Raw genomic sequence first — 13,686 nt, forward strand, 5'->3', positions numbered from 1 at the left:
ACTTGGATTACTTAACCAGTTCCAGCATCTTGAATACCATTTCTGAAGAGCTTTTTGCTGCTAGAGGCAGGAATTCTTCAAAGCTCATTGGTGATTCTTTATCAGCAACGTCAGAGATAGCACGTACAACAACAAATGGTGTGTTGAACTGGTGGCAAGTCTGAGCAATAGCTGATGCTTCCATTTCAACCGCAATAACGGATGGGAAGTTTTCACGAATGAACGCTTGGCGCTCAGCCGTGCAAACAAACGCATCGCCCGTACAGATCAAACCGCGAACGGCATGTGTATTTGCCATTTGCTCGAGTGCTTTTTCCGCTAGGTCCATCAGTTTTTCATCCGCTTTGAATGCTGCTGGCTGACCTGCCATTTGACCAATTTCATAGCCAAAAGCAGTCACGTCTGCATCATGGTGGCGCACTTCTGTAGAAATCACTACGTCACCTAGATTTAGGCTTGAATCGAAACCACCAGCAGAACCTGTGTTGATAACCACATCTGGTTGGTATTCATCAAGAAGAATTGTTGTACCAACTGCCGCAGCAACTTTACCGATACCAGATTGTAGTAGCACTACATCTACATCGTTAATTTGACCAGAGAAAAACGTACAACCTGCTTTGTTTACGGTTTGGCAGTTTGTCATAGCTTCTTTCAGGATGGTCACTTCTTGTTCCATCGCCCCGATGATACCAACTTTCATAGCACTCTCTTTAGGTAAAATATTTAATCGGCGAGAGTATAGCACTCCCTGTCAGCAGTTTTCTATTTGATGAGTTCTGCTTTAGAAAGTTCGGTTCGTAATTGCTCGGCCCGTTTTCGATTGACGCCAAAGTCGGAATACCCTACGCGCGATTCTGAACGCACGATCAGAGTATGCCCGTCGATCTTTAATTCGAGATCATCCACGAAGCGCATGATTTTAGATGTGCATTCAATGCGCAGATAATTGCCATCTTTCTCTGCTGTTTTAGCCCCCGATAGTTGCAGTGCTGCTTGCTCAATTGCATCCAATGTGGCGGATTCGGTGAGAGTAAAAGGTTCGAGGTGGTGTTCTTCTCGTTGGTCTTGTGTTGAAACGCAGTTAGGTTTGTTCCCACATGGGGTTTGAGTTCTATCTGGCATCGAAGTGACTCCTTGGCTGCATGCGGTTAAGCCGAGAAAAGTGATGAGCATCAGAGCGGCTTTTTTCATGAGTTCTATTCCTTAACAGAGGAATTTAATTATATGTAATAAAAGAAAAAAGGATCCAATCATTGGAGCCTTTTTGAGTGTTGGGACGAGGCTACACGTCTAAGTAATCAAGAATACCTTCTGCTGCTTTTCGTCCTTCATCAATGGCGGTTACCACTAAATCAGAACCGCGAACCGCGTCTCCCCCAGCAAAGATCTTTTCATTGCTGGTTTGATATTGAAACTCTTGGTTGTTGGGTGCTTTGATTCGTCCCCATTGATCAAGTTCAACATTGAACGGAGTCAGCCAGTTCATTTGATGAGGTTGGAAACCAAATGCCATGATGACAGCATCGGCAGGCAGGACGTGTTCACTTCCTTCTACAGGTTCTGGGCGACGGCGACCTGCGTCATCAGGCTCGCCTAAAGCAGTTTTGACCACTTTCACGCCTGAAACTTTGCCATACGCATCAACCTCAATACCTAAAGGCTGGAGGTTAAACATGAACTTCACGCCCTCTTCTTTGGCATTTTTCACTTCTCGACGGGAGCCTGGCATGTTTTCTTCATCACGACGGTAGGCACAAATCACGTTAGATGCGCCTTGACGGATCGAAGTTCGCACGCAGTCCATCGCGGTATCACCACCACCAAGCACTACGACTTTTTTGCCAGCCATATCGATAAACGGTTGGTTATGTTCTAGCTCCATAACCTTATAGGTATTGGAAATCAAAAATGGTAGGGCGTCATAAACGCCCGGCGCGTCTTCATTTTCCAAACCCGCGCGCATGTATTTGTATGTGCCCACACCTAAGAAAACCGCATCGTATTCATCAAGCAGTTCTTGCATCTGCACATCTTGGCCGACTTCCACATTCATGCGGAACTCAACGCCCATTTCGGTAAATACCCGACGACGATTTTCCATGACTCCTTTTTCCAATTTGAAAGAAGGAATACCAAAGGTAAGTAGGCCACCAATCTCTGGGTAACGGTCAAACACCACCGGTTTTACACCGTTGCGAACTAAGATGTCTGCTGCTGCCAGACCAGCAGGGCCGGCGCCGATGATTGCCACCTTTTTATCCGTCCACTCCACTTTGGACATGTCAGGCTTCCAGCCCATTTCAAAGGCTTTGTCGGTGATGTACTTTTCAATGTTACCTATCGTGACTGCACCAAAATCATCATTTAGTGTGCACGAACCCTCACACAAACGGTCTTGCGGACACACACGGCCACACACTTCAGGCAAGCTGTTGGTTTGGTGTGAAAGTTCCACGGCTTCTAAAATTCGGCCTTCATTCGCCAGTTTTAGCCACTGGGGAATGTAGTTATGGACTGGGCACTTCCATTCACAATATGGGTTACCGCAATCCAAACAGCGATCGGCTTGCGCCGTTGCTTGTTGTTTCGTGAACGGCTCGTAGATTTCAACAAACTCAATCTTACGAATCTTAATTGGTTTTTTCGCCGGATCTACGCGTTGAACATCGATAAATTGGTAAACGTTCTGACTCATGATTCAAACATCCTCCATGATTTATTGGGCTTGAACGCGCAGTTCAGCAGCGCTGCGGCTTTGGTGACCAAGTAGCGTGTTTAAGTCAGCCGCTTGAGGTTTCACCAAATAGAACTTCGGAATCCATTCGTCAAAGTTCGCCAAAATATGTTCTGCATGGCTAGAGCCAGTCTCTTCGAGATGCTCTGCAATTAGGCCGCGCAAGTGCTCTTGGTGGATGTATAGATCCGACAGTGAAATGGCTTCCACCGATTCGTTGTTTACACGGCCTTGGAAGTCTTGATTTTCATCCAACACGTAAGCAAAACCGCCCGTCATACCCGCGCCGAAGTTCACACCTGTGGCGCCAAGAATAGCCACAATGCCGCCAGTCATGTATTCACAAGCGTTATCCCCCGCGCCTTCTATGACAGCGATGGTGCCAGAGTTACGAACACCAAAACGCTCTCCCGCTTTACCCGCAGCAAACAGTTTGCCTCCTGTCGCGCCGTACAAACATGTGTTACCGATAATGGTGGCTTCGTTACATTTAAATGCAGTGCCTAGGTGAGGTTTAATCGCGATTTTACCGCCTGCCATGCCTTTGCCTACGTAGTCGTTCGCATCACCAGTGAGGTAAAGCTCTACGCCGCCCGCATTCCAAACACCAAACGACTGGCCAGCCGTACCATCAAGATAGATTTTGATTGGCGAAGCTGCCAAACCTTGGTTGCCATAGCGTTTTGCTATCTCACCAGATAAACGCGCGCCAACAGAACGGTCGGTGTTGATGACGTTGTAGAAGAAACTTGCTGATTGGCTGTTTTCGACAGCATTCAAGGCATCATCAACGATTTTTTGGTTGAGTTCGGCTTTATCAAACGGTTTGTTTGGCTCCGTCCAAAATAGTGGATGACCTTCGGCTGAAATAGGAGCTTCTAAGATGTTTGATAGATCCAACTTGGTTTGCTTCGCAGTGAAGCCCTCGACGGCTTCAAGTAAATCAGTACGACCAATTAAGTCTGTCAGTTTCTCTACGCCAAGTTCTGCGAGTAACTCACGTACTTCATCGGCAAGGCCAGTAAAATAGTTCATTACCATTTCAGGTAAGCCTTTAAAGTACTCTTTACGAAGGGTTTCATCTTGAGTTGCCACACCCGTTGCACAGTTGTTCAAGTGGCAAATACGTAAGAATTTACAACCCATCGCAACCATTGGTGCGGTACCAAATCCGAAGCTTTCCGCACCAAGAATCGCGGCCTTAACAACATCTAGCCCTGTTTTTAACCCGCCATCTACTTGAAGACGAATCTTATGGCGAAGGCCATTTGCAACCAGTGCTTGTTGGGTTTCTGCGAGGCCAAGTTCCCAAGGACTACCTGCGTATTTCACCGAAGTCAGTGGACTTGCGGCCGTACCGCCATCGTAACCTGAGATAGTGATGAGGTCGGCGTAAGCTTTTGCGACCCCTGTGGCTATGGTGCCGACACCAGGCTCGGAGACGAGTTTCACCGAAACTAGGGCATTCGGGTTGACTTGTTTTAGGTCGAAGATCAGCTGAGCTAAATCCTCAATCGAATAAATATCGTGATGTGGAGGAGGGGAGATTAACGTTACCCCTTGCACCGAGTAACGCAGCTTGGCGATTTCTGCCGTGACTTTGTGCCCTGGTAGCTGACCACCTTCACCAGGTTTAGCTCCTTGTGCAACCTTGATTTGCAGTACGTCTGCATTGGTTAGGTAATGAGGCGTAACCCCAAAACGGCCTGACGCGATCTGCTTGATTCGCGAGTTACGCTCGGTGCCAAAACGACGAGGATCTTCACCACCTTCACCAGAGTTAGAGTAACCACCAAGACGGTTCATCGCCGTTGCAAGTGCTTCGTGTGCCTCTGGGCTCAACGCTCCGATAGACATGGCGGCAGAATCAAAACGTTTGAACAATTCTGTTTTAGGTTCGATTCGTTCAAGTGGCAATGGCGAGTCAGTTTTTTTCAGTGTCATTAGGTCACGCAACATCGCGACAGGGCGCTCGTTTACTTGTTTGGCAAAACTTTGGTAATCGTTACTTTCACCAGATTTCACCGCTTTTTGCAGTGTACCTACCACATCAGGGTTGTAGGCATGGTACTCACCGCCATGTACGTATTTGAGTAATCCGCCATGTTCAATCGATTTACGTTTTGCCCACGCCTTGCGGGACAAGTTGGTTAAATCTTGTTGGAAATCATCAAAGTTTGCGCCTTCGATGCGAGTGGTTACGCCTTTAAAGCACAAGTCGACCACTTCCCGGCTCAACCCAACAGCTTCGAACAATTGTGAGCAACGGTAAGAGGCGATGGTCGAAATACCCATCTTCGACATGATTTTGTACAAGCCTTTGTTGATGCCATACTGATAGTTCTGCATAACATCGCGGTAGTCTTTATCTAGGGCACCATCGTCAATCAATTTGCCTAAAGCTTCATAAGCTAGATACGGATAAACCGCCGTAGCGCCAAAGCCTAGCAATACGGCAAATTGATGAGGATCACGTGCGGTTGCGGTTTCCGCGACGATGTTGGCATCACAACGAAGGTTGGCTGTAACTAAGCGAGTTTGCACGGCGCCGACAGCCATGGCGGCTGGAATTGGCAATTTGCCTTTAACTAATGCGCGGTCGGAAAGAACCACTAAGACGGTACCTTCTCGCACCACTTGTTCAGCTTGATCACATAAGTCATCGATCGCTTGTTTGAGATCTTTCTCTTGTGGATCGTAGTTTATGTCGAGAATGGTATTGCGGTAGTGATCGTCACCCAGCTCAAGCAACTGCTGCATGTCAGAGTAAAGTAGCACTGGAGAATCAAATGTCACTCGATGCGCGTGGCCGTCGGTTTCACAGAAGACGTTCATCTCCTGACCTATACTGGTGGCTAACGACATAACATGCTTTTCACGTAGTGGATCGATAGGCGGGTTGGTGACCTGAGCAAACTTCTGGCGGAAGTAATCGGTAACCAAACGCTCTTTCGAAGACAGTACTGCCATTGGCGTGTCATCGCCCATAGAGCCTACGGCTTCTTGACCCATATCGCCAAGTACGCGCAGAACCTGATCCACTTCTTCATTGGTCATGGCGAACTGCTTTTGATAGGTCTTAAGCAAATCTTCATCGAAGCTTCGCTCACCCACTTGATCTTCAGGTAACTGAGAGAATGGCGTTAGTTTGCGAACGTTGTTTTCCATCCATTCGCGGTATGGGTGACGAGATTTGAGATCGTTATCGATCTCGCTTGATTGCCACAGTTTACCTTTACGAGTATCGACAACTAACAACTCACCAGGGCCAACACGACCTTTTTTCGCAACTTCGTCTGGTGCGTAATCCCAAATACCGATTTCAGAAGCCAGCGTGATTAACTTGTCTTTTGTGATCACGTAGCGAGCTGGGCGCAGACCGTTTCGGTCGAGGTTACATGCTGCGTAGCGGCCATCGGAAAGTACGATCCCTGCTGGGCCATCCCAAGGCTCCATGTGTTTGGAGTTGAAATCGTAGAAGGCTCGTAGATCGGGATCCATATCTGGGTGATTTTGCCATGCTGGTGGAACAAGCATTCGCATGGCTCGGAAGATATCCATGCCGCCTGCCAAGAAAAGATCCAACATGTTATCCAGACTTGAAGAATCCGAACCAGTCTCATTTACAAACGGAGCTGCGGTTTGTAAATCGGGCAGCAATGGGGAAGAGAACTTATAAGCACGCGCTCGGGCCCATTGGCGGTTGCCTTCAATGGTATTGATCTCACCGTTGTGAGCAAGATAACGGAACGGCTGCGCCAGTGGCCAGCGAGGTTGAGTGTTGGTTGAAAAACGCTGGTGGAACAGACAGATAGCGGATTCCATGCGTAGATCAGCAAGATCAAGGTAGAAGCGAGGTAAATCTGCAGGCATGCACAAACCTTTGTACACCAGCACTTGCGTCGATAAGCTACAGATGTAGAAATCAGGATCCTCGGTGATCTGTTTTTCAATACGGCGACGGGCAATATAGAGACGGCGTTCAATGTCGCGCTCACGCCAGCCCGCTGGAGCTGAGATAAAGACTTGCTGAATATTGGGCAGTGAGTTGGCCGCAATCGGGCCGAGTACTGCAGAATTTGTTGGAACTTCGCGCCAACCCGCAACCGTTAAGGTTTCTTGAGCGAGTTCTTTATTGACGATGTCTTTAGATAATTGAGCTTTAACCGGATCTTGGCTGAAGAAAAGCATCCCTACGGCATATTGTTTGCCTAGGTTGAAACCATTCTCTTCGGCGATAAGGCGTAAATAGGAATCGGGCTTTTGTAAAAGAAGACCACAACCATCACCTGTTTTACCATCGGCGGCAATACCACCACGGTGGGTCATTCGGTCAAGTGCAGAAATTGCTGTACGAACCAGCTTATGGCTTTGCTCGCCTTCCATATGTGCGATCAAGCCAAATCCACAGTTGTCTTTCTCAAGACTTGGATCATAAAGAGCCATTGCAATTCTCCCTTTGCTTATCTGTCATCCCGACAGATACATCAACACTGCTTACGTTGATAGTGATGACTAACTATGCGTCACTTTTATATTTTTTGTGTGTATTTATTCAGTTAATTCAGAAAAATATTTAACAAAATTTGTGTGTTTTATTTTCATCAACTTCACAAGCTATAGCTTATTGTAAAAAAGGTCAAGTTATTAGTGGATAATCACGTGAATATGCGATTTACCGTTTAATTACCTAAAATAGTGTAATGATTTCAATGGGATAGAAAATTGATTGTTACAAAAAAGTAACATTTGATGCTGGGAGGAATAAAAAAGACCAGCATAAAATGCTGGTCAAAAGATAAAGATTGGAAGGAATTGTTTTCTTTCTTGGTCTTTAGCCATCGATATCGCTGATGGCTAAGTGATGACTTTGAAAGAAGGAAGCGTGAATGCCCCCTTTATGCTGAAAGCATTAGCGAATTTGCTTTTGCTTCAAGGTTAGTGCCACCCATCAGGTATTCATCAATAGCACGAGCACATTCGCGACCTTCGTTGATACAACGAACCACCAAAGATTGGCCTGTACGCATATCACCTGCGGCGAATACGCCTTCTTGATTCGTCGCGAAACCTTGCGTTGCAACGTTGCCGCGATCATCGAGTACGATATCCAGTTGAGCAAGCACGCCAGTTGGTTCTGGGTGCAGGAAGCCCATCGCTAGGAAAGCCATGTCACATGGGATCACGCGTTCGCTGCCTTCTACTTCTTTAAAGCTTGGGCGCTCGCCTGGTTTCGCATCTTCCCAAACGATATCTGCAAGACGAAGACCTGTAACTTCACCTTTGTCGTTACCGATGAACTCTTTGGTCAAGATGTTCCAGTGACGATCGACACCTTCTTCATGAGAAGTCGAAGTGCGTAGGATCATTGGGTATTGAGGCCAAGGCATATTGGCAGGGCGCTTCTCTGGTGGAATCGGCATGATTTCAACTTGAGTTATGCTTGCTGCGCCGTGACGGTTTGATGTACCCACACAGTCTGAACCAGTATCACCACCACCGATTACGACAACATGTTTTCCTGCTGCGTGAATTTCTTCACCTTTTAGATCCATGTTGTTTGCTCGGCGATTGTTTTGTCCGAGGAACTGCATTGCAAAGTACACGCCTTTTAGATCGCGTCCCGGAACAGGAAGATCGCGAGGAACGGTTGAGCCACCAGTCAGCAGTACCACATCGTACTCTTGACGCAGTTGTTGCGCGTTTACATCGACACCAACGTGTTGATTTACTCTAAACTCAACGCCAGCTTCTGTCATTAGATTGATCTTACGATCAATGACTTCCATGCTCAGTTTGAAATCTGGAATACCGAAACGCAGCAGACCACCCACTTTCTCGTCACGCTCGAATACGGTCACGGTATGGCCTGCGCTGTTTAGCTGCTCGGCAGCCGCAAGACCCGCAGGGCCAGAACCAATAATAGCGACTGTTTTACCAGTGCGAGAACGCGGAGTTTTTGGTTTGGCGTATCCTTCACGGTACGCCGTTTCCACGATGGTTTTCTCGATATTACAGATAGTGATTGGGTCTTGGTTAATGCCAAGCACACATGCACTTTCACAAGGAGCGGGACAAACTCGACCAGTAAACTCCGGGAAGTTGTTGGTTGAACTTAGAATGTTCCATGCTTCTTCCCAGCTATCACGATAAACCGCATCGTTAAATTCTGGGATGATGTTGCCGATAGGGCAGCCGTTATGACAAAACGGCACACCACAATCCATACAACGAGAAGCCTGAGTATTGATTTTGCTACCAAACTCCTCGTTCAGAACGAACTCTTTGTTGTTCTTGATACGTTCAGCTGGGTCGATCTTCTGTGGTAGTTCACGACCATGCTCTAAAAATCCAGTAGGCTTACCCATTACACTGCCTCCGCTTGAGTTTCATTTCCTTGAGACTGAGCCTCCTCAGCTTTACGCTTTTGAAGAACCGCTTTGTAGTCACGCGGCATCACCTTAACCATAGAGGCTAGGCTTGCTTCAAAGTTATCTAGGAAAGACTGAGCGACTTCACTTCCTGTGAATTGAACATGCTTGGTTAGCATGTCGAGTAATAGATCTTTGTCTTCTTGCTCGATTGGGTCTAAGTCAACGAGCTCTGGGTTCAGTTTTGACTCAAAGTCACCCGATTTATCCCATACGTAAGCCACGCCGCCACTCATACCTGCAGCAAAGTTACGACCTGTTGAACCCAGGATGATGGCTGCACCGCCCGTCATATATTCACAACCGTGGTCACCGACACCTTCTACAACCACTTTCGCGCCTGAGTTACGAACACAGAAACGCTCACCTGCCATACCGCGAATGAAAGACTCACCCGAAGTTGCACCGTAGAAACATACGTTACCAACTACGATGTTGTCTTCTGCGACAATGCTCGATTTCGCGTCAGGGTAGAGCACCAAAGTACCGCCAGATAAGCCTTTACCCCAGTAGTCGTTTGCATCACCTTCCACTTCGAACTTCACGCCCTTAGCGAGGAATGCGCCGAAAGATTGGCCCGCAGAACCTTTGAATTTGACATTCATTGGTTGAGGTAGACCTTGGTCTTTGTACACTTTCGAAATTTCGTTAGACAGCATGGTTCCGACAGAGCGGTCTGTGTTAACGATAGGGAAGTCAGCATTTACTGCTTCACCTTTTTCTAGAGCTGGAATTGCGGCTTGAATCAGCTTACGGTCTAGTACTGCTTCAAGGTTGTGGTTCTGCTGCGCTTGGTTAAACACGCCATCAGCTTCGCGAGGCTGTTCAACATGAAGTACAGGAGATAGATCCAGGTTCTTGTACTTCCAATGAGAAACGTCTTGGCGAACTTTCAGTTTTTGACCTTGCCCTACCATCTCATCGATAGTGCGGAAGCCAAGTTCAGCCATGATTTCTCGTAGACCTTGGGCCATGTATTGGAAGAAGGTTACGACGTCTTCTACGCGACCATCAAAGCGCTCGCGAAGTGTTTTGTTCTGAGTCGCGATACCAACAGGACAGGTGTTCTTATGACACTTACGCATCATGATACAGCCTTCAACCACCAATGCGGCGGTTGCTACGCCCCATTCTTCTGCACCTAGTAGTGTTGCGACTGCAAGGTCACGAGGTGTCTTCATCTGACCATCTGCTTGAACAACGATACGGTTACGTAGGCCGTTCTTCAGTAGCGTTTGGTGGGTTTCTGCCAAACCTAGCTCCCAAGGAAGGCCGGTGTGACGAATAGAAGACATTGGTGAAGCACCGGTACCGCCATCGAAACCAGCGATCAGTACTACGTCCGCTTTCGCTTTCGCTACACCAGATGCGATCGTACCTACGCCCGCTTCCGATACCAGTTTCACGTTTACACGACCAGCGCGGTTGGCGTTTTTCAAATCGTAGATCAGCTGAGCCAAATCTTCGATTGAGTAGATATCGTGGTGTGGCGGTGGTGAGATCAGACCGACGCCTGGAGTCGAGTGACGAGTGGCACCGATCCAGTCATCCACTTTATCACCTGGTAGCTGACCACCTTCACCCGGCTTCGCGCCTTGAGCCATTTTGATTTGCAGCTCTTCAGCGTTAGTTAGGTAGTAAGAGGTTACGCCGAAACGGCCAGAAGCCACCTGTTTGATTGCAGAGCGTTCCCAATCACCATTTTCTTTGCGCTCAAAGCGCATTGGGTCTTCACCACCTTCACCTGAGTTGGACTTCGCGCCAAGACGGTTCATCGCAACAGCCAGTGTGGAGTGAGCTTCGTAAGAAATAGAACCGAATGACATTGCACCTGTCGCGAAGCGTTTCACGATGCTTTCGATTGGTTCTACTTCATCGATAGAGATAGAGCCCGCAGGGTTCTTGATGAATTCCAGTTGGCTACGTAGCGTTACCGCGTTGTCACCTTGTTTATCGACGGCACTCGCATACTGCTTGAACTGCTCGTAATCTTTGTTGCGAGTTGATTGCTGGAGTAGAGAGATGGTTTCTGGGTTGAATAGGTGTTTCTCACCACGTTGTTTCCACTGGTAAACACCGCCCACATCCAGCATTTGAATTGGGATTTCGCGTTGTGGGTAACCGATGCGGTGGCGAATCAACACTTCTTTCGCGATGTCATCCAGAGTCAAACCTTGGATGCGAGAAACCGTACCAGTGAAGTATTTGTCTACCACTGATTTGTGGATACCCAATGCTTCGAAGATTTGCGCACCATGGTACGACTGCAGGGTTGAGATACCCATCTTCGAGAAGATCTTCAGAAGACCGCCATTGATCGCTTTACGGTAGTTGTTGAACAGATCGCGAGGGTTCGTTTCTGGATCCAACTTCTTAGTACGTTGAAGTTCAATGATGGTTTCAATCACTAGGTAAGGGTTAACCGCATTCGCACCGTAACCAAGTAGCGTTGCAAAGTGGTGCGTTTCACGCGCGTCACCGGTTTCAACCACGATGTCACACTTCGCACGTAGACCTTTGCGGATCAAATGATGATGTACTGCACCAACTGCCAGCATTGCTGGGATCGCCGCGTGGTTTGAGTTCACTGCACGGTCAGTCAGTAGGATGATTGAGTAACCATCGATAACGGCATCTTCAGCGTATTGGCAGATACGTTTTAGTGCACGCTCTAGCTTGCCTTGGTCTTCGCTGGCTTGGAACACGATATCCAGCGTTTTGGCTTGCAGGTGTTCGTTGTCGATAGCACGCAGTTTCTCAAGCTCAGAGTTAGCCAGAACTGGCGATTCCAATTCCACTTTCTGACAGTGAAGTGGCGTTTCAGTCAGAAGGTTTTGGTCTTTACCCAAGTAAGTATTCAGCGACATAACCATACGCTCACGGATCGGGTCGATCGGTGGGTTGGTTACCTGCGCAAACAACTGCTTGAAGTAGTTTGAAAGATGTTGCGACTGGTGTGACAGCACGGCCAGCGGCCAGTCTGCACCCATTGCAGATAGCGGTTCTTTACCTTCATTTGCCATTGGAACGATGATTTCGTTCACTTCTTCAGTACTTACGCCAAACGCTTGTTGACGGTGTAGAAGATGTTCTGGCTTAGGTTGGCTGAACTGGTTGCTCGCATCAGGCAGCTTCTTCAAGCTCAGTAGGTTTTCTTCTACCCACTTCTCGTAAGGTTGTGCCGTTGCGATGGTGTCTTTCACTTCTTCATCAGAAATGATGCGACCTTGCTCTAGATCCGCAACGAAGATACGACCTGGTTGCAGACGACCACGGAACTCTACGTTCTCTGGTGCAATATCCACTACGCCAGATTCTGATGCCATGACTAGGAAGTTATCTTTGGTCACTGTGTAGCGAGAAGGGCGTAGACCGTTGCGGTCGAGCGTTGCACCTACTTGAACACCATCGGTAAAACAGACAGATGCCGGGCCATCCCACGGTTCCATAATGTTTGCGTGGTACTGGTAAAACGCGCGACGCTTAGGATCCATGTTTTTATTTTCTTGCCATGCTTCAGGGATCATCATCATTAAGGCATGTGGCAGGCTACGACCAGAAAGAACTAGGAGCTCAAGTGCCATATCAAAGTTTGATGAATCCGAGCTGCCTTCCTGACAGATAGGAAGAAGCATGTCGATTTCAGCCTGAGTAAACAGGTCTGATTCTAGGATCGCTTCACGGGCTTTCATCCAGTTCAAGTTACCGCGAACTGTGTTGATTTCACCGTTGTGAGCGATGTAACGGAAAGGCTGTGCAAGACGCCATTTCGGGAAGGTATTGGTAGAGAAACGAGAGTGTACCAGTGCCAGAGCGGTCACCATGGTCGGGTTTTGCAGGTCGAGGAAGTACTGAGGCACTTGCTCTGTCGTTAACTGACCTTTGTACACCAATGTCTTGTAAGACATTGAGTTAATGTAGAAGTCGTCACCAATGTTCGAAACGCTTTCTAGGCAAACGCGTACGGTGTAATTACGAAGTACGTAAAGTTTGCGTTCTAGCTCTTCAGGTGTGATGCCAGGACCGCCGGAGATAAACACGTGCTCAAATTGAGGCTCTGTGCTTAGAGGGTCGGCACCAATCATGGAGTTGTCGGTTGGTAATACGCGGTAGCCGATGACTTCGAGATCTAAGCGTTTGGCATTACGCTCTAAAATGTCACGGCATTGTTCGCGTTTGTATTCGTCTTTTGGGAAAAGAACGACACCAACGCCATACTTTTCAAACGAAGGCAGTTTAATGCCTAGTTTAACGGCCTCTTCTAATAGGAATTCATGAGGTTTTTGCAACAAAATACCCGCACCGTCACCGCTGCATGGGTCACAACCTTGACCGCCACGGTGTTCCATGCGAGCCAGCATATCCAATGCTTGAGTCACTACTTCATGAGATTTACGGTTTTTAAGGTGAGCAACAAAACCGATACCACAAGCGTCATGCTCCAATTCCGGAGTGTATAGACCCTGTGAATTTTGCTCTCTATCTACCATAGATACATCCTTCCAGTTCAATGCGACG

6 protein-coding genes are annotated in these 13,686 nt (G+C 47.8%); all 6 read right to left on the reverse strand.

Annotated features, from left to right (window positions below; all coding sequences use genetic code 11):
* Positions 1–7: 7 nt before the first annotated feature.
* A complete protein-coding gene (mtnN, locus tag ACYJZR_RS02250) occupies positions 8–703 on the reverse strand; it encodes a 5'-methylthioadenosine/S-adenosylhomocysteine nucleosidase (protein ID WP_005461186.1) in 696 nt (231 codons plus the stop codon).
* Positions 704–765: 62 nt separating this feature from the next.
* Positions 766–1,194, reverse strand: a complete 429-nt coding sequence (locus tag ACYJZR_RS02255; RefSeq protein WP_025533283.1) for a DUF1499 domain-containing protein — start codon at positions 1,192–1,194, stop codon at positions 766–768.
* A 91-nt stretch (positions 1,195–1,285) separates the two neighbouring features.
* The gene (locus ACYJZR_RS02260; protein WP_020904222.1) at positions 1,286–2,698 is read right to left on the reverse strand and encodes an FAD-dependent oxidoreductase; all 1,413 of its coding nucleotides are present in this window, start codon (positions 2,696–2,698) and stop codon (positions 1,286–1,288) included.
* A 21-nt stretch (positions 2,699–2,719) separates the two neighbouring features.
* Entirely contained in the window at positions 2,720–7,183 is a 4,464-nt protein-coding gene (gltB, locus tag ACYJZR_RS02265) for a glutamate synthase large subunit (protein WP_140170144.1), read from the reverse strand.
* A 452-nt stretch (positions 7,184–7,635) separates the two neighbouring features.
* Positions 7,636–9,105, reverse strand: coding sequence for a glutamate synthase subunit beta (locus ACYJZR_RS02270; protein ID WP_406966368.1), 1,470 nt, complete (start codon positions 9,103–9,105; stop codon positions 7,636–7,638).
* The gene (gltB, locus tag ACYJZR_RS02275) at positions 9,105–13,658 is read right to left on the reverse strand and encodes a glutamate synthase large subunit (protein ID WP_025792699.1); all 4,554 of its coding nucleotides are present in this window, start codon (positions 13,656–13,658) and stop codon (positions 9,105–9,107) included. Before gltB (ACYJZR_RS02275) ends, ACYJZR_RS02270 begins: the two co-directional genes overlap by 1 nt.
* Between the last annotated feature and the right edge of the window lie 28 nt (positions 13,659–13,686).

It is taken from the genome of Vibrio sp. RC2502, from assembly GCF_054850435.1.

Bases quoted from the DNA above. Each gene is read 5' to 3' on its own strand.
- gltB (WP_025792699.1), bottom strand. From the start codon at position 13,658: ATGGTAGATAGAGAGCAAAATTCACAGGGTCTATACACTCCGGAATTG.
- ACYJZR_RS02255 (WP_025533283.1), bottom strand. From the start codon at position 1,194: ATGAAAAAAGCCGCTCTGATGCTCATCACTTTTCTCGGCTTAACCGCA.
- gltB (WP_140170144.1), bottom strand. From the start codon at position 7,183: ATGGCTCTTTATGATCCAAGTCTTGAGAAAGACAACTGTGGATTTGGC.
- ACYJZR_RS02270 (WP_406966368.1), bottom strand. From the start codon at position 9,105: ATGGGTAAGCCTACTGGATTTTTAGAGCATGGTCGTGAACTACCACAG.
- mtnN (WP_005461186.1), bottom strand. From the start codon at position 703: ATGAAAGTTGGTATCATCGGGGCGATGGAACAAGAAGTGACCATCCTG.
- ACYJZR_RS02260 (WP_020904222.1), bottom strand. From the start codon at position 2,698: ATGAGTCAGAACGTTTACCAATTTATCGATGTTCAACGCGTAGATCCG.